Below are 15,797 nucleotides of genomic sequence, written 5' to 3'. Positions count from 1 at the left end.
ATGGTAGCCGAAATCGACAGCCGATGATGATCATGGCGGAAACGAAAAAGCCCGCCGTCGGGGCGGGCTTCTCGATCCATGGAACTCGCTTGTTCAGGCGTCCATGACACCGCGGAGCTTTTTCATGGCCTGCTGTTCGATCTGGCGAATGCGCTCCACCGAAACGCCGTACTCGCTCGCCAATTCCTGGAGTGTGACCTTGTCGTCATGCAGCCAGCGGCGTGCGACGATGTCGCGGCTGCGCGCGTTGAGGCCCTCCAAAGCGGTGGCGAGGCGGTTGTGGCTGGTTTGCTCCCAGTCCTCACGTTCGATCACCGCGGCAGGATCGGCGCTGCGGTCCGCCAGGTAGCCGGCGGGAGCGAAACTCGCCGAGTCATCGTCATCGGCGTTCAGCGGCATGTCGAAGGCCACATCGTGGCTGCTGAGCCTGCGTTCCATCTCCAGCACCGTCTCGGGCTTTACGCCCAGGTCCTGCGCCACGGCGTTGACCTCGTCCTGGTTCATCCAGCCGAGGCGTTTCTTGGATTTGCGCAGGTTGAAGAACAGTTTGCGCTGGGCCTTGGTAGTGGCCACTTTGACGATGCGCCAGTTGCGCAGAACGAATTCGTGAATTTCGGCGCGTACCCAGTGGACGGCAAATGAGACCAGCCGCACCCCCTGCTCGGGGTCGAAGCGCTTGACCGCCTTCATCAGGCCAATGTTGCCCTCCTGGATCAGGTCCGGTAGCGGTAGCCCGTAACCCATATACCCGCGGGCGATACGCACCACAAAGCGCAGATGGGAGGTTACCATCTGCCATGCGGCATCCAGGTCCTCATGGTCGCGCAGTTGCCGCGCCAACCGTTTCTCCTCCTCCTCGCTGAGCATGGGGAAGGTGTTGACGGACTGAATATAGGCATCGATGCTGCCGACCGGAACGGGCAGGCGCAGGGTTGCGATAGCGTTACTCACGGATGAATTCCTCCCTAGAAACTGGTGTCTATCTTAGCACTCGTTGCGTGAGAGTGCTAATCGTGGGGAAAGTTCCTGAATCGCGGATAACCCACTGATAATACGTGGTTAATGGTTTAGGCGGGTTCGATGGCCCGTAGATGTCGCCCGACCGCCAGCCAGGAGCCGAGCCAACCCAGCAGCCCCGCCAGGGCAAAGAGGAGCAGACTGCTGCCAACGCCCAGCATTTCCAGCCCGAAACCGCTGTGATAGAGACTGGCGAGCCCGCGCACCGGATTCTGCAACAACCACCAGGAGACGCCCACCATCAGCCAGGCGATCACGCCACCCAGCAGTCCGTACCACATGCCGCCGTAGAGAAAGGGGCGGCGAATGAAGGCGTCGGTGCCGCCCACCATCTTGATCACCTCGATCTCCTGGCGGCGGTTGAAGATGTCGAGCCGGATGGTATTGCCGACGATCAACAGCACCGCAAGGGCCAGCAGACCGCCAAGGACAAATACGCCGCGCTGGGCAATCTCCATGATGGCGTGGAGGCGCCGTACCCACTGCATGTCGAGCTGTGCGAAATCCACCTCCGGCAGGGTCTGTAACTCACTGACCAGTTGCTCGATGCGTGCGGGGTCGCTGGCGGCCATGGAGGGGCGGATCACGAGCACGGCAGGGAGCGGGTTTTTGTCCAGCGCCTTCAACGCGTCGCCAAAGCCGGAAAGGGTGCGAAACTCCTCCAGCGCGGCGTTGCGTGAAATGAACTCCGTGTCGGCTACCTCCTGGCGGCTGCGCAGCTTGTCGGCGAGGGTGCGCGCCTGGCTGTCGCCCACCGAATCCTTGAGAAATACCGAGATCCGCGCCGAGCCGTCCCAGTTGGCGCTGAGGCGCTGGGCATTGTCGAGCAACAGGTGCATGCCCGCGGGAAGCGCCAGGGCGATGCCGATCACCGCCGCGGTCATGAGACTGGCAAAGGGGGTGCGCCATAGCCTGCCGAGGCTGGCGAGCAGGGTTTGCAGGTGGTTGATCCAATACGCTTGAAAACGCGTCGTGATCGATGGTCTGCCCGAGGCGGCATGGCGCTTGGCTTCGGTCCTGGTGCGTGGGCGGGCGCGATCGATGGCTGAGCGGGTGCGGCTACGCATGGCTTTGGGTGTAGGCATGGGGGCGCGAACCGCCGGCGATCAATCGTCCCTGTTTGAGCACGAAGGTGCGTTTGCCGTACGCGCGGATCAGATCGAGGGCGTGACTGGCGATCAAAACAGTTACTCCTACATCGTTGAAACTCTGAAACAGATTCATGATTTCGCGCGCCAGCTCGGGATCCAGGTTGCCGGTCGGTTCGTCGGCCAGCAGCAGGGGTGGTTTGTTGACCACCGCACGGGCGATGCCGACACGTTGCTGTTCACCGCCCGAGAGGCGAATCGGCTCCATGCCCTCCTTGCCGAGCAGGCCCACCTTGTCCAGCGCGGCACGTACGCGGCGGCTGATCTCCTGGTGGCGCATGCCCGCAATCACCAGCGGCAGGGCGACGTTGTCGAACACCGTGCGATCGTAGAGCAACTGATGATTCTGGAAGATGATGCCGATCTTGCGCCGCAGGTAGGGGATCCGGCCGTGGCGCACCTTGGTGACATTTTCGCCGTCGAAAAGGATCTGTCCGCGCGTGGTGCGCTCGATCATTGAGATCAGCTTGAGCAGCGAGCTCTTGCCGGCCCCCGAATGACCGGTCAGAAACGCCATCTCACCCTTCTCAAGATGAAACGAGATGTGCGAGAGCGCATCGCTGCCGCCTCCGGCGTAACGCTTGCTGACATTGTCAAACTGGATCATGGGTGCCGCGCATCAATCCGAGTCGAACAGGGCATCGACAAACGCTGTGGCGTCGAACTCGCGCAAATCCTCGGCCTGTTCGCCGACGCCGATGTAACGGATTGGCAGCCCCATCGCCTTGGCGATCGCGAAGATCACGCCGCCTTTGGCGGTGCCATCGAGCTTGGTCAGGGTGATACCGGTGACGCCGACGGCATTGTGAAACTCGCGCGCCTGGCTGAGCGCGTTCTGCCCGGTGCCGGCGTCGAGGACCAGCATCACCTCGTGGGGGGCGGCGGCGTCGATCTTGCCCATGACGCGGCGGATCTTCTTCAACTCCTCCATCAGATTCGCCTTGTTGTGCAGGCGTCCGGCGGTGTCGGCGATCAGCACGTCGATGCCGCGCGCACGTGCGGACTGCAGCGCATCGAAAATCACTGCGGCCGAATCGGCGCCGCTGTGCTGCGCTACCACGGGCACTCCGTTGCGCGCTCCCCACACCTGCAGTTGCTCAACCGCCGCCGCGCGGAAAGTGTCACCGGCGGCCAGCATCACGCTCTTGCCCTGGGCGAGAAAGTTGCGCGCCAGTTTGCCGATGGTTGTGGTCTTGCCGGCGCCATTGACACCGACCATCAGGATAACGAAAGTCGTTGGGGAGTCGGCGAGCCGCAAGGGTATCGCGCACGGCTCCAGGAGGGATCGCATCTCTGCCCGCAGCGCTTCGAGCAGGGTCGCCGCGTCGGTCAGTTCCTTGCGGGAGACGCGCGCGGTAAGGTCGGTGATGATCGCCTGGGTGGCTTCGACACCAAGATCGGCGGTCAGCAGCAGGGTTTCGATCTCTTCGAGCAGGTCGGCGTCGATGGCCTTGCGCCCGCGCACCACGCCGATCAGCCCTTCGGCGAGACCGGCGCGAGTCTTGCCAAGGCCGCGCTTCAGGCGGGTGAGCAACCCCTCCCGGGTGGGTGTGGCGTCGGCGGCGTTCTCCGTGGCAGGCGGCGGAACGTGCTCGTGCGCTGATTGATCGGATTTGTTGCGCTTGAAACCAAACATGAATGATCCGGTCTTAGTGTGGCAGTCGGGCCAGCGGGCCCATCTTCGGGATGGGGTATCCTACCATCCCCGATTTTTTTCCACATCGCTCCATCACAGGACATAGTCTCGATGCCAAGACCCTTAGTAATAACGCTCTTGCTGGTCGTTTTCTCACTCCCGGTGCAGGCCAGGGTGAACGAGTTCGAACTCAGCAATGGAATGAAAGTGATCGTCAAAGAGGATCACCGCGCGCCGGTGGTGGTGAGCCAGATCTGGTACAAGGTGGGTTCCACTTACGAGCACAATGGCATCACCGGCGTATCGCACGTGCTGGAGCACATGATGTTCAAGGGTACCGCTCGTCACCCGGCCGGCGAGTTCTCGCGCATCATCGCCGAGAACGGGGGCCGCGAGAATGCCTTCACCGCCCGCGATTACACCGCGTACTTTCAGCAGTTGCACAAGGACCGCCTGCCCATTGCTCTGGAGCTGGAGGCGGATCGCATGCGCAATCTGCAATTGCCCACCGCCGAGTTCGCCAAGGAGGTGCAGGTGGTGATGGAGGAGCGGCGCCTGCGCACCGAGGACGACCCCCAGGCGCTGACCTTTGAACAGTTCAACGCCGCGGCCTTTCAGGTCAGCCCCAATCGCAATCCCATCATCGGCTGGATGGATGACCTGAAAAACCTCGCGATAGAGGATCTGCAAGCCTGGTATCGTCGCTGGTACGCGCCCAACAACGCCACTCTGGTCGTGGTGGGGGATGTGGATCCGCAACGCGTGCTGGCCCTGGCGCGCACCCATTTCGGGCCGCTCCCGGCGGCCAGGATCGAGGACCTCAAGCCACGCCGTGAACCCGTGCAGCGCGGTCTGAGGCGGATAACCGTCAAGGCGCCGGCGCAGTTGCCGGTGCTGGTGATGGGCTACAAGACGCCCAACATAGCAACCGCCGATGCACCCTGGGAGCCCTATGCCCTGGAGGTATTGGCCGGTGTGCTCGATGGCGGGGCCAGCGCGCGACTGGCGCGCAATCTGGTGCGCGGCCAGCAGATCGCCACCAGTGCCGGGGCGGGTTACAGCCTCTACTCGCGCCTGCCGGGCCTGTTCACGTTCAGCGCGGTACCGGGCAATGGCCACGAGGTGGCGGCGGTTGAACGCGCGTTGCGGGCCGAGATCGAACGGATACGCACAGAACCTGCGACCGCGGATGAACTGAAGCGGGTCAAGACCGCGGTGGTCGCGAGTGCGGTCTACCAGCGCGATTCGCTCTTTTATCAAGCGATGCAGATCGGAACGACCGAGACCATCGGACTGGGCCACGAAGTGCTCGATGAGTACGTCGCGCGCATCCAGGCGGTGACGGCCGAGCAGGTGCAGGCCGTTGCCGAGAAATACCTGGTGGAAGATGCGTTGACGGTTGCCGTGCTGGAACCGCAATCCATGGCGGCGGGAACACCGCCCTCACCCGTCGCGGGAGGGCGTCATGGTGGCTAGACGAAGCGGTACGGAGCGTCGCCTGCGTGCCTGGCTGTTCGGGGTGGTTGTGGTCGGCACGGCGGGCATCGCGTGGCCGGTGGCGGCCAGCCCGCCCATCGAGCATTGGCAAACCGCCAACGGGGCGCGTGTCTACTTTGTGGCCGCGCCGGAGATACCCATGGTGGATCTGCGCGTCACCTTTGATGCCGGGAGCGTGCGTGACGGCGAGCAGGGTGGTGTCGCGGTGATGACCAATGCGCTGCTTGCCGAGGGCGCGGGGGAGCTGGATGCGGATGCCATCGCCGAGCGGTTCGCTGCCCTCGGCGTCTCCTTCGGCAACGATGCCGACCGCGAATCTTCCACCGTTTCACTGCGCACTCTCAGCGATCCCGAGGTGCTTGAACCGGCGTTGGAGCTGGTGGCGATGATAGTGCGTGAACCGCGTTTCGCGGCGGCGGATCTGGAGCGCGAGCGCAACCGACTGCTGGTGGGGTTGCAGTCCGAGCGCGAATCGCCGGGCGCTATCGCCAGCAAGGCGTTTTTCAAGGCGCTCTACGGTACACATCCCTATGCCGCGCAACCCGAGGGGGACGAAACCACGGTGGCAGCGTTGAACCGCGACGATCTGGTGCGTTTTCATCGGCGCTACTATGTGGCGCGTAACGCGCAGATCTCGATCGTCGGCGCGGTAAGTCGCGAGCAGGCCGCGGCGATCGCGGAACAGGTGGTTGGCCGGCTGCCGCAGGGCGAGCGCGCTCCGGCGCTGCCGCCGGTACCGGAGCTCACCGCAGCAAAGGTCATCCGGATCGAGCACCCGTCGCAGCAATCGCACATCATCATGGGGCAGATCGGCATGCGCCGCGGTGATCCGGATTACTTTGCACTCTATGTGGCCAATCAGGTGCTGGGTGGTGGCGGACTGGTATCGCGGCTCAATGCCTCGATCCGTGAACAGCGCGGTCTCGCCTACAGCGTCTATAGCTACTTTGCGCCCCTGGCGCAGTACGGCCCGTTTCAGATGGGTCTGCAGACACGCAACGACCAGGTGGACGAGGCGCTGCGGGTGGTGCGTGAAACGCTTGCCCTCTACCACGCCAACGGCCCGACCGCTGCCGAGTTGGAGGCGGTCAAACGCAACATCACGGGCGGTTTTCCACTCAACATCGACAACAACCGCAAGATCGTCGGCTATCTGGGTATGATCGGTTTCTACGGGCTGCCTCTCGATTATCTGGAACGTTTTCCGGCGCGCATCGATGCGCTGGAACGCGAAACGGTTCACGAAGCTTTCCGCCGGCGCATCGATCCGCGCAGGATGATCACCGTCGTCGTTGGCGGATCGGCGACAGCACAAGCCAAAGACGCAGCAACACAGTGAGCCGTCGAGCAAGTTCGCGAATGCCGCCGGGCAACTATCGGATCATTGCCGGCGAGTGGCGCGGACGGCGCCTGCCGATCCCCGATCTGCCAGGGTTGCGGCCGACGCCGGACCGGGTCCGCGAGACGCTCTTCAACTGGCTGGCGCCGACGCTGCCCGGCGCGCGGTGCCTTGATCTTTTTGCCGGCGCCGGTGCGCTCGGTTTCGAGGCGGCCTCCCGGGGCGCCGGGCACGTGATGCTGGTCGATCGGGAACGGGCAGTGACGGAGCTGCTGCGCCAGGAGGCCGTGCGGCTCAACGCGGCCAACGTCGAGATCGCGCAATCAGAGGTGCTGGCGTTTCTACGCGATACTGCAGAGCCCTGCGATATCGTCTTTCTCGATCCGCCCTATGCCGCCCAGCTGCTCCCCGCCACACTCGCGCTACTGCATGAGGGGGCATGGGTGAAAACGGGTGGCTGGGTCTACATCGAGCACGATGCGCGCGAGAAACCGCCGGAGTTGCCCATCGGTTGGCGTTACCATCGCAGCAAGCGCGCCGCGCAGGTCGGCTATCATCTCGTAGAGGCAGGTTAACGGGCGGGTGCACCGCCGTATTTTGCGCACTGCACCATTTGTGAGATAGTAGGCGCCCGTCAGCCCAGCAGGACCACGAAGGGGAGCCGCCTTGACTCGTCACATCACCGTCGTATACCCCGGGACATTCGATCCGATCACCAATGGTCATATCGACCTGGTGACACGGGCTACGCGTCTTTTCGACAAGGTCGTGGTCGCGGTGGCGGCCAATCCCACCAAGAAACCCACCTTTGATCTGGCGGAGCGGGTTTCGCTGGCGCAACAGGTGCTGAGCGGCATCGGCAACATCGAGGTGCGCGGGTTTGACAATCTGCTGGTGGAGTTTGTCGAACAGGTGGGCGCCGAGGTCATCTTGCGCGGACTGCGGGCGGTTTCCGATTTCGAGTACGAGTTTCAGCTCGCCGGTATGAATCGGCGTCTGGCCCCTGAAGTGGAGACAATGTTCCTGACACCGGCGGAGCAATACGCCTTTATCTCTTCCACATTGGTGCGCGAAGTGGCCATGCTCGGCGGCGATGTTTCCCCTTTCGTTCACCCGGTTGTCATTGCCGCATTGCGTGATAAAATCCGCTGATTCGTAGGTCTACCGAAAACCGTAAAGGGTCGAAAGCCCGGGAGTCGACATATGGCTTTAATGATTACCGATGAGTGCATCAATTGTGATGTGTGTGAGCCCGAGTGCCCCAATGGGGCGATCTCCCAGGGCGATGAGATCTACGTGATCGATCCCAATCTCTGCACCGAGTGCGTGGGTCATTTTGACGAACCGCAGTGCCGCGAGGTCTGCCCCGTCGATTGCATTCCACTCAATCCGGATTACGAGGAAACCAAGGAAGAACTGCAGGCCAAGTTTGAAAAACTGCAGGCCGGCTAGGCCTAGTATTACCCATTGTTCCAAAAACGGCCTCTCGGGGCCGTTTTTTTTTGCGCCTGAACCGCCAACAACCGCTAGGCTAAGTGGTATGCCCAAGGTGACGATTACCCTTGCCCTGCTGCTGATCTGTTCGGCGTGCGGCCTACCACCCCCGGATTCCACAGCGCACCCGGCCGGCGCGGCAATCGCCACGGCACATCCGCTGGCCACCGAGGCCGGTTTTGCGGTTCTCGATCAGGGCGGTAACGCCTTCGATGCCGCCGTTGCGGTAACCGCAGCGCTGGCGGTGGTCGAACCGTACAGCTCCGGCATCGGCGGCGGCGGATTCTGGCTGCTGCACCGATCGCATGACGGGTACGAGACTATGCTCGATGGGCGCGAGCGCGCCCCGCTGGCCGCGCATCGCGATCTCTACCTCGATGATCGCGGCAATGTGATCCCGGGTCTCTCGGTGGATGGCCCGCTCGCAGCGGGTATTCCAGGGGTGCCTGCTGCGCTCGATCATCTGGCGCGGCACTACGGTCGCCTGCCTTTGGCGGCGAGCCTGCAGCCGGCCATACGACTGGCCCGCGAAGGCTTTCCCATCGACGAACATTATCGGCGCCTCGCCGAGTTCCGGCTGCAACCGCTGCGCGCATCGCCCGCGGCGGCGCGCCAGTTTCTGGTGGATGATGAAGTGCCTGCAGCGGGTTATCCGTTGCGCCAGCCGGAGTTGGCGCAGACCCTCGTTACGGTGGCCGAACGCGGTGCGGCAGGATTCTACAGCGGTGATCTGGCGCAGCGTCTGGTAGCGGGCACCCGGGCTGCGGGCGGCATCTGGACGCAGGAGGATCTCGCCGACTACCGCCTCGTAGAGCGCGAACCGATCCGTGGCGCCTATCGTGGCCTGCGCATCACCGCGGCCGCCCCGCCCTCTTCGGGTGGCGTGGTGCTGGTGTCGATCCTCAACCAGCTGGCACAGTTTGCCCGGGCCCCCCTGGATTCGACGATAACCCGGCATCGCCTGATTGAGACGATGCGCCGCGCCTACCGCGATCGCGCGCTCTATCTCGGCGATCCCGATTTCGTGACCATGCCGCTGCGGCGCCTGCTCAGTGCGGGCTACGCACGCGAAATGGCTGCCACTGTCGTGCCTGACCGCGCTACCCCAAGCACTGGGCTGCCTGGGGTGATTCCGCAAGCGGAGGGGCCCCATACCACGCACTTCTCGATTATCGATCGCGAGGGCAATCGGGTCGCCGCCACATTGAGCGTCAACTACCCCTTCGGCTCGGGCTTCGTGCCGCCGGGAACCGGCGTTCTGCTCAACGACGAGATGGACGACTTCTCCGCCAAGCCCGGAATTCCCAACGTCTACGGACTCGTGGGCGCCGAGGCCAACGCCATCGCGCCGGGCAAGCGCATGCTCTCCAGCATGACACCCGCCTTTGTCGAAGGTGACGGCCGCGTCGCCATCCTCGGCACCCCGGGAGGCAGTCGCATCATCACCATGGTGTTGCAGGGTGTGTTGGCGTTTGCCGAAGGAGAGCGGGCAGAGGAGATCGTCACGCGGCCACGTTTGCATCACCAGTACCTGCCCGATGTGGTGCAGTTGGAGCCGGATGCGTTGAGCGCGGCCGAACGCCAGGCGTTACAGCTGCTGGGTCACCGTCTCGAGGTGAAGGAACGCCCCTGGGGCAATATGCAGGCGGTGGTGTGGGATCGGCGCAGCGGCGAGGTCGAGGCGGCCAGTGATCCGCGCGGCATGGGCGCTGCCGAGGTGCGATGAGCGGCGGCGCGCGAGCGCCCAAGCGCTTAGCTGTCTATCCTGATCGGTAACATGAGGCGGACAGCGCCTGGCCGCCATCTTCGAGGAGACCGAGCGATGAAATCCGAAGAGCTGCGCTCCCTGCAGGCACCCCTGAAAAAGCATTACCGGCAGCAACCGGATGCGGCGCTGATCACGCTTCGAGCGCAGGGAAGACTCGGCGAAGGCGTCAGCTGCAAGGTCGATACCGGCAAGGCGCTGGTCGCTGCAGGTCTGCACCCCGCCACGGGTGGTGACGGACTCAGCGTATGCTCGGGCGACATGCTGCTCGAAGCGCTGGTGGCCTGCGCCGGGGTCACGCTGGGAGCCGTGGCCACCGGTCTTGAGATTCCCCTGCGTGATGCGACAGTTCGCGCAGAAGGTGACCTCGACTTTCGCGGCACCCTGGGCGTCTCGAAGGAGGCGCCGGTCGGTTTTCAACAAATCCGGCTCTATTTCGATCTCGATACCGACGCGACCGATGAGCAGCTGGCAACGCTGCTGCGACTTACCGAGCGGTACTGCGTGGTCTACCAGACGCTTGCAGCACCCGTTGCCATCGGGGTGACTCATCGCGTCCTGCCATCGTAGTCTGCAATAATCGGTGGCGCTCCACGATTTTCCAGCCCTGTCGGTTTTGGCCGTGGTGCCGCGTGAGGCGTAGAGTTGACCGGTCTGGGACAGGGGAGGGGAGTCATGGGATCCAGCGCTTCGCGAGGTACTGCGGCGCCTTCGCATGCCCGATCCCCGGTTGCCGGGATCGATCATAAGCACCTCAGTCAATGGCTGCGTTACGGGTGGAGCACCTATCGTGCATCGGCGCTGATCAGTTCAGCCTTTGCCGCCGTCTTCGCGCTGATCGGTCTCGCCGGACTCGTACTGCTGGTCGGCGCGGGCATGACGCCCCTGGTCTACCCGTGGGCCGGCGGCTTCATGCTGGTAGGGCCGGCGCTGTTGTGCGGTTACTTCGAGCTGGCACGACGTATAGATCGCGGTGAAGCGGCCAGCGGCACGGCGCTGTGGCAGGGGTTTCGCCGCAGCCCGCCTGGGTTGTGGGTGCTGGGGCTGCTGTCGGCGTTTCTGTTGGTGGTCTGGTTGACCGATGCGGCGATTATCTACGGCCTCTACTTCGGCCGCGAACCGGTCTATCTCGGCTGGGATCTGCTCGCCGACCCGGCGCTGCGCAGCGATCTTTGGGTCTACTTCGTCTTCTGTACGCTGATAGGTTCACTGCTGGCGCTGATCGTCTTCGCGATCTGCGCGTTTTCGCTGCCGCTGCTCTATTTTCAACGGATTCCGCTCACCGTCGCCGTCGGGCGCAGTGTGCGCGCGGTGTTTGCCAATCTTGGTGTCATGGTGGTGTGGGGCTGCTTGCTGACGGCGGCGATCATTGGGTCGATCCTCCTGTTTCTGCCGGCCTTCGTGGTGGTATTTCCGGTGTTGGCCTATGCCAGTGTGGCTGCCTATCGCGATAGTGCGGAGTTCACTTGAGTGCGTTGGTTCTATTTCAATAGGTTCACCCCGCTCAGCGGTGAGCGTAGGATCGCCTGGCGCAGGGCTTCGATCGCCCCGGGGCGCGGGTACGTCACACGCCACGCGAGCGCCACCGTCCGTTTGGGTGTCGGATCATAAAGGCGCCGAATTGCGAGCAGCCGTTCGGCGTACCGATCGGCTCCAGCCGCGGTACTGGGTAAAACGGTTACCCCCATACCCGAAGCTACCATGTGCCGCAGCGTCTCCAGCGAAGTGCCTTCCACCCGGTGCTGTATCGAGGCGCCACGGCTCTGCGGTTGTTCGCAGGTGGGGCATGCCTCGATCACCTGATCGCGAAAGCAGTGGCCTGCCCCCAGCAGCAACAGCTGTTCGTCGGCCAGTTCACTGAGGCGTACCTGCTTGCGCTGGGTCAACGGGTGGGCGGTGGGCAGTACGGCGACGAACGGCTCTTCGTAGAGCGGTAGCGTCACCACGCCCGGTTCGTCGAAGGGCAGCGCTATGATGATGGCATCCAGTTCGCCCAGTTTCAGCCGCTGGCGCAGGTTCGCCGTGTAGTCCTCGACGATATGCAGCGGCATTTTTGGTGCACTGTCGTGCAGCTCCGGCAACAGATGCGGCAGCAGATAGGGGCCGATGGTGTAGATCACGCCCAGGTGCAGTAAACCCTGAAGCGGATCCTGGTGCTGCGTGGCGGCCGCGCGCAGCCCCTCCACCTCTTCCAGCACCCGTTGCGCGTGCTCGACCACCTCCCGGCCAATGGGGGTGATGGACACTTCGCTCTTGCTGCGTTCGAAAAGCAGCACACCCAGCTCCTCTTCGAGTTTTTTCACCGCCACGCTCATGGTCGGCTGACTGACGAAGCAGGCCTCGGCGGCGCGGCCAAAGTGGCGCTCCCGCGCGACGGCGACGATGTAACGAAGTTCATTGAGGTTCATGACAACGGTCGATGCTATAGACAACGGCTATTAGGCACCCCGAATCAATGCAATTCAAACATCTTTTGCGGAGAGCCTTTCGGCTTGGCACCCGATGCTGGGCTGCATCGGGCGCGGAGTGCTCAGTCGGGAATATCCAGACTGAGCGACTCCTTCACCTCCTCCATCACCACATAGCTCTTGGAATCGCGCACGCCGGGCAGGCGGTGGAGGATCTCGCCCAGCAACTCGCGGTAGGCGGCCATGTCGGCGATGCGCACCTTGAGCAGGAAGTCGAACTCGCCCGACACCAGGTGACACTCCAGTACCTGAGGGATGAACTTCACCGCGTCGCTGAACTGCTCGAAGATGTCCGGCGTGGTGTATTCCAGACTGATCTCGACGTAGACCAGCAGACCGGCGTCGAGCAGCTTGGGATCGAGGATGGCGGTGTAGCCGGTGATATAGCCGGCCTGTTCCAGACGCCGTACCCGTTCCAGGCACGGGGAGGTGCTGAGGCCGACGCTCTCGCCCAGCTCGACAAACGAGACCCGACCGTTTTTCTGCAGGCTGCGCAGAATGTTGCGATCGATACGGTCGAGCTCGCGCGGTGTTGCCCCTTTTCGCTGTTTTCTCATGATTTGCTGTCCGATTGCTAAAACGCCGGAATATTTTCCGGGATGTAGCAATAAATGCAAAACAAATCCGATGTTACTTCACTAATATAGCGGAATCTCTTTTGAGGTCAGCTGAGTGCTGGAGGAGTGCGGTATGAAAGTCATTGTTCTGGGTAGCGGCGTCATCGGTGTCACCACGGCTTATTACCTGGCCCGCCAGGGGCACGAAGTGGAGGTGGTGGATCGTCAGCCGGCCGCGGCGTTGGAGACCAGCTTCGCCAATGCCGGGCAGATCTCCCCCGGCTACTCCGCACCCTGGGCGGCACCCGGCATCCCGGTGAAGGCCATCAAGTGGCTGCTCAGCAAACACTCCCCGCTGGTGATCCGTCCCAGAGCCGATCCCAGGCAGTGGCTGTGGGTGGCGCGGATGCTGCGCAACTGCACCAGCAGCGCCTATGCCATCAACAAAGGCCGCATGCTGCGCCTGGCCAGCTACAGCCGCGAATGCTTTGGCGCCCTGCGCGCCGAGACCGGCATCCGTTACGACGAGCGTACCCAGGGCACATTGCAACTGTTTCGCACCCGGAAACAGGTCGACGATGCCGCCCAGGACATTGCTATTCTGGAAGAGTGCGGCGTGCCCTACGAATTGCTGGATCCTGCCGGTTGCGTGGCCGCCGAGCCCGCCCTCGGCCTGGTGCGCGAAAAGATCGCCGGCGGCCTGCGCCTGCCCAACGACGAGACGGGCGACTGCTTCCAGTTCACCCAGAGCCTGGCGGCACTCGCCGCCGAGTTGGGCGTGGTGTTCCGCTACGACACCGCGATCCACGGGCTCGAAGCCGAAGGCGGCCGCGTCACCGGCGTGCACACCGCCGCCGGCCGACTGCAGGCCGACAGCTACGTGATGGCGCTGGGCAGCTACTCGCCGCTACTCCTCAAGCCGCTGGGCATCACCATCCCGGTCTATCCGGTGAAGGGCTACTCGATCACGGTGCCCATCAGCGACGCCGCCGGCGCCCCGGTCTCCACGGTCATGGACGAGAGCCACAAGGTGGCCGTCACCCGCCTCGGCGATCGCATCAGAGCCGCGGGCACCGCGGAACTGGGCGGCTACGATACCACTCTGCGCGAATCACGCCGCAAGACGGTCGATCACGTAGTGCGCGATCTCTTCCCCACCGGCGGCGACGTGGCGCAGGGCGAGTTCTGGTGCGGGCTGCGGCCCATGACCCCGGACGGCACGCCGCTGGTGGGCGCCACCCGCATTGCCAATCTCTATCTCAATACCGGGCACGGCACCCTGGGCTGGACCATGTCCTGCGGCTCCGGCCGCCTGCTGGCGGACATCATCTCGGGCCGCACCCCGGAGATCCATGCCGAGGGGTTGGGTATCGAGCGCTACCAGCGCAAGCCAACGCCGCTGCCGGCAAACGGTCATCAGGCACCGGCGGTCTGACGGTTCGCTCTTGTCGACTTTTTTCAGCTAGGCTGAACGAAGCTTGTCTCTCGCCAAGCCGCATAGAGCGCCACGTCAATCATTTGTGAATTTCTTTGCACTCTTTGCGTCTCTGCGAGAGTTGCGGTCTTATTGGTGTTTGCATCAACTCACCCAGCGGAGAGCGACGCCCCATGACAGAAAAAACAATCATTCAGACCGATAAGGCCCCCGCCGCCATCGGTCCTTACTCGCAAGCGGTCAGGGCAGGCAACACGGTCTACTGCTCCGGTCAGATCCCCCTCGACCCCGCCACCATGGAATTGGTCATGGACAGCTTCGAGGCGCAGGCGGTGCGCGTATTCGACAATCTAGCCGCAGTCGCCGCCGCCGCGGGTGGCACTCTGGCCGATTTCGTCAAACTCAACATCTACCTCACTGATCTCACCAACTTCGGCGCCGTCAACGAAGTGATGATGCGCTACTTCCAGGAACCTTATCCGGCGCGTGCGGCGGTGGGTGTGAAGGAACTACCGAAAGGTGTGGACGTGGAAGTCGAAGGGGTGATGGTGCTCTGACCCGAAGTTGTGCGCGTGCCGCCAGAACGGGAAAAGGGACGGGTCGCAGTGTGCGGCGTTCCTGCAACGGTGAACTTTGATCGCCTCCCGGGGAGATCGAGCGGTTCCGCCGCCTGACTGTGGTGCTGGTTGTTTACCCTTGAAGTATTGTGATTGAATGGGCTTCGATGATCTGAGTTTTTGTGGGGAAGATTTTTGTTTTGTAGTTGAGTGGTTTTGGGATCGATCCTAAAAGCAACAATACCTCGGAAACTGCCCGATGCCAGACACACAGCCCATTGCCCGCCTGTTGAACGGCCATTTCGTTTTTATCCGGCAATTCCTCAAACACCCCCTGCAGATCGGCTCGATCATTCCCAGTTCACGTTTTCTCGAACGGCGCGTCGTCGCGGCGGCGAGGATCGCTTCTGCCAACGTGATAGTCGAACTGGGTCCCGGCACGGGAGGGACCACCCGTGCTTTGCTGAAAGCGATGCCGCGCCATGCCAGACTGCTCACCATCGAGATCAACCCGCATTTCCACTCACTAATAAGTCGTGTCGAGGATGAGCGCCTGATTGCGCACTTGGGCAGTGCGTGCGACCTGAAGCAGATCATGGCGCGCTATGATCTGGGTGCACCGGATGCCATCGTCTCCGGTATCCCCTTCTCCACCATGGATCCGGGCATCGGTTCCCGAATACTCGAGGCCGTCGCGGCCTCGCTCGCTCCCCATGGTCGTTTTGTGGCGTATCAGGTGAGTCCGCAGGTCGCCCGGTTGTGTCGGCCGCTCCTGGGCCCGGGAGAGATGGTGACGGAGTTCCTCAATATTCCTCCCATGCGTGTCTTCCACTGGCAGAAGATGGGCGCGTAGCAGGGCCGTTCGGTATCGATCTCCACCCGTG

17 protein-coding genes are annotated in these 15,797 nt (G+C 63.0%); 11 read left to right on the top strand and 6 right to left on the bottom strand.

Translation table 11 applies throughout. The features are described from left to right. Positions 1-93: 93 nt before the first annotated feature. The 4 genes from rpoH to DWQ09_14320 form a co-directional block, all read right to left on the bottom strand. Complete coding sequence (gene rpoH / locus DWQ09_14335; GenBank protein ID KAA3627047.1) at positions 94-951, bottom strand: RNA polymerase sigma factor RpoH; 858 nt, start codon at positions 949-951, stop codon at positions 94-96. A 116-nt stretch (positions 952-1,067) separates the two neighbouring features. After that, entirely contained in the window at positions 1,068-2,084 is a 1,017-nt protein-coding gene (locus tag DWQ09_14330) for a cell division protein FtsX (protein KAA3627046.1), read from the bottom strand. Continuing rightward, positions 2,077-2,772, bottom strand: a complete 696-nt coding sequence (gene ftsE / locus DWQ09_14325) for a cell division ATP-binding protein FtsE (protein KAA3627045.1) — start codon at positions 2,770-2,772, stop codon at positions 2,077-2,079. The genes DWQ09_14330 and ftsE overlap by 8 nt, the downstream gene beginning before the upstream one ends. 12 nt (positions 2,773-2,784) lie before the next feature. Further along, on the bottom strand, positions 2,785-3,801 hold the full coding sequence (locus DWQ09_14320) for a signal recognition particle-docking protein FtsY (GenBank protein ID KAA3627044.1): 1,017 nt from the start codon (positions 3,799-3,801) through the stop codon (positions 2,785-2,787). A gap of 111 nt (positions 3,802-3,912) precedes the next feature. On the opposite strand from DWQ09_14320, the gene DWQ09_14315 reads away from it, so the two are divergent. The 8 genes from DWQ09_14315 (at position 3,913) to DWQ09_14280 (ending at position 11,366) form a co-directional block, all read left to right on the top strand. Continuing rightward, positions 3,913-5,277: an insulinase family protein gene (locus DWQ09_14315; GenBank protein KAA3627043.1), complete on the top strand. Its 1,365-nt coding sequence runs from the start codon at positions 3,913-3,915 to the stop codon at positions 5,275-5,277. Then, positions 5,267-6,637: an insulinase family protein gene (locus tag DWQ09_14310; protein KAA3627042.1), complete on the top strand. Its 1,371-nt coding sequence runs from the start codon at positions 5,267-5,269 to the stop codon at positions 6,635-6,637. The genes DWQ09_14315 and DWQ09_14310 overlap by 11 nt, the downstream gene beginning before the upstream one ends. A 20-nt stretch (positions 6,638-6,657) precedes the next feature. After that, the gene (gene rsmD / locus DWQ09_14305; GenBank protein ID KAA3627041.1) at positions 6,658-7,212 is read left to right on the top strand and encodes a 16S rRNA (guanine(966)-N(2))-methyltransferase RsmD; all 555 of its coding nucleotides are present in this window, start codon (positions 6,658-6,660) and stop codon (positions 7,210-7,212) included. Between the two features lie 91 nt (positions 7,213-7,303). Beyond that, a complete protein-coding gene (locus DWQ09_14300; GenBank protein KAA3627040.1) occupies positions 7,304-7,789 on the top strand; it encodes a pantetheine-phosphate adenylyltransferase in 486 nt (161 codons plus the stop codon). Between the two features lie 51 nt (positions 7,790-7,840). Then, a complete protein-coding gene (locus tag DWQ09_14295; protein ID KAA3627039.1) occupies positions 7,841-8,089 on the top strand; it encodes a ferredoxin in 249 nt (82 codons plus the stop codon). Between the two features lie 88 nt (positions 8,090-8,177). After that, positions 8,178-9,857: a gamma-glutamyltransferase gene (ggt, locus tag DWQ09_14290; GenBank protein ID KAA3627038.1), complete on the top strand. Its 1,680-nt coding sequence runs from the start codon at positions 8,178-8,180 to the stop codon at positions 9,855-9,857. A 96-nt stretch (positions 9,858-9,953) separates the two neighbouring features. After that, positions 9,954-10,466 (top strand): OsmC family peroxiredoxin, encoded by a 513-nt coding sequence (locus tag DWQ09_14285; GenBank protein KAA3627037.1) that lies wholly within the window; start codon positions 9,954-9,956, stop codon positions 10,464-10,466. 105 nt (positions 10,467-10,571) lie between these two features. After that, positions 10,572-11,366 carry a DUF2189 domain-containing protein gene (locus tag DWQ09_14280; protein KAA3627036.1) on the top strand — a complete coding sequence of 265 codons (795 nt, stop codon included), beginning with the start codon at positions 10,572-10,574 and terminating at the stop codon, positions 11,364-11,366. A gap of 11 nt (positions 11,367-11,377) precedes the next feature. On the opposite strand, the gene DWQ09_14275 is transcribed toward DWQ09_14280, so the two are convergent. Both DWQ09_14275 and DWQ09_14270 read right to left on the bottom strand, forming a co-directional pair. Next, positions 11,378-12,304, bottom strand: a complete 927-nt coding sequence (locus DWQ09_14275; GenBank protein ID KAA3627035.1) for a hydrogen peroxide-inducible genes activator — start codon at positions 12,302-12,304, stop codon at positions 11,378-11,380. 122 nt (positions 12,305-12,426) lie between these two features. Next, positions 12,427-12,921: a leucine-responsive transcriptional regulator Lrp gene (locus DWQ09_14270; GenBank protein ID KAA3627034.1), complete on the bottom strand. Its 495-nt coding sequence runs from the start codon at positions 12,919-12,921 to the stop codon at positions 12,427-12,429. A gap of 133 nt (positions 12,922-13,054) precedes the next feature. On the opposite strand from DWQ09_14270, the gene DWQ09_14265 reads away from it, so the two are divergent. From DWQ09_14265 to DWQ09_14255, 3 genes are all read left to right on the top strand, one after another. After that, complete coding sequence (locus tag DWQ09_14265) at positions 13,055-14,356, top strand: D-amino acid dehydrogenase (protein KAA3627033.1); 1,302 nt, start codon at positions 13,055-13,057, stop codon at positions 14,354-14,356. A 173-nt stretch (positions 14,357-14,529) separates the two neighbouring features. Continuing rightward, positions 14,530-14,913, top strand: a complete 384-nt coding sequence (locus DWQ09_14260; protein ID KAA3627032.1) for a RidA family protein — start codon at positions 14,530-14,532, stop codon at positions 14,911-14,913. A 259-nt stretch (positions 14,914-15,172) separates the two neighbouring features. Continuing rightward, the gene (locus tag DWQ09_14255; GenBank protein KAA3627031.1) at positions 15,173-15,766 is read left to right on the top strand and encodes a methyltransferase type 12; all 594 of its coding nucleotides are present in this window, start codon (positions 15,173-15,175) and stop codon (positions 15,764-15,766) included. Positions 15,767-15,797 lie beyond the last annotated feature (31 nt).

This window comes from Pseudomonadota bacterium (assembly GCA_008501635.1).
Classification (GTDB): domain Bacteria; phylum Pseudomonadota; class Gammaproteobacteria; order QQUJ01; family QQUJ01; genus QQUJ01.
This window is presented reverse-complemented; position numbering and strand designations above follow the sequence as displayed.

Excerpts from the sequence above, each read along its gene's own strand:
- DWQ09_14330 (KAA3627046.1), bottom strand. The coding sequence starts at position 2,084 with ATGCGTAGCCGCACCCGCTCAGCCATCGATCGCGCCCGCCCACGCACC.
- ftsE (KAA3627045.1), bottom strand. The coding sequence starts at position 2,772 with ATGATCCAGTTTGACAATGTCAGCAAGCGTTACGCCGGAGGCGGCAGC.
- DWQ09_14320 (KAA3627044.1), bottom strand. The coding sequence starts at position 3,801 with ATGTTTGGTTTCAAGCGCAACAAATCCGATCAATCAGCGCACGAGCAC.
- DWQ09_14315 (KAA3627043.1), top strand. The coding sequence starts at position 3,913 with ATGCCAAGACCCTTAGTAATAACGCTCTTGCTGGTCGTTTTCTCACTC.
- DWQ09_14310 (KAA3627042.1), top strand. The coding sequence starts at position 5,267 with ATGGTGGCTAGACGAAGCGGTACGGAGCGTCGCCTGCGTGCCTGGCTG.
- rsmD (KAA3627041.1), top strand. The coding sequence starts at position 6,658 with ATGCCGCCGGGCAACTATCGGATCATTGCCGGCGAGTGGCGCGGACGG.
- DWQ09_14295 (KAA3627039.1), top strand. The coding sequence starts at position 7,841 with ATGGCTTTAATGATTACCGATGAGTGCATCAATTGTGATGTGTGTGAG.
- ggt (KAA3627038.1), top strand. The coding sequence starts at position 8,178 with ATGCCCAAGGTGACGATTACCCTTGCCCTGCTGCTGATCTGTTCGGCG.
- DWQ09_14285 (KAA3627037.1), top strand. The coding sequence starts at position 9,954 with ATGAAATCCGAAGAGCTGCGCTCCCTGCAGGCACCCCTGAAAAAGCAT.
- DWQ09_14280 (KAA3627036.1), top strand. The coding sequence starts at position 10,572 with ATGGGATCCAGCGCTTCGCGAGGTACTGCGGCGCCTTCGCATGCCCGA.
- DWQ09_14275 (KAA3627035.1), bottom strand. The coding sequence starts at position 12,304 with ATGAACCTCAATGAACTTCGTTACATCGTCGCCGTCGCGCGGGAGCGC.
- DWQ09_14270 (KAA3627034.1), bottom strand. The coding sequence starts at position 12,921 with ATGAGAAAACAGCGAAAAGGGGCAACACCGCGCGAGCTCGACCGTATC.
- DWQ09_14265 (KAA3627033.1), top strand. The coding sequence starts at position 13,055 with ATGAAAGTCATTGTTCTGGGTAGCGGCGTCATCGGTGTCACCACGGCT.
- DWQ09_14260 (KAA3627032.1), top strand. The coding sequence starts at position 14,530 with ATGACAGAAAAAACAATCATTCAGACCGATAAGGCCCCCGCCGCCATC.
- DWQ09_14255 (KAA3627031.1), top strand. The coding sequence starts at position 15,173 with ATGCCAGACACACAGCCCATTGCCCGCCTGTTGAACGGCCATTTCGTT.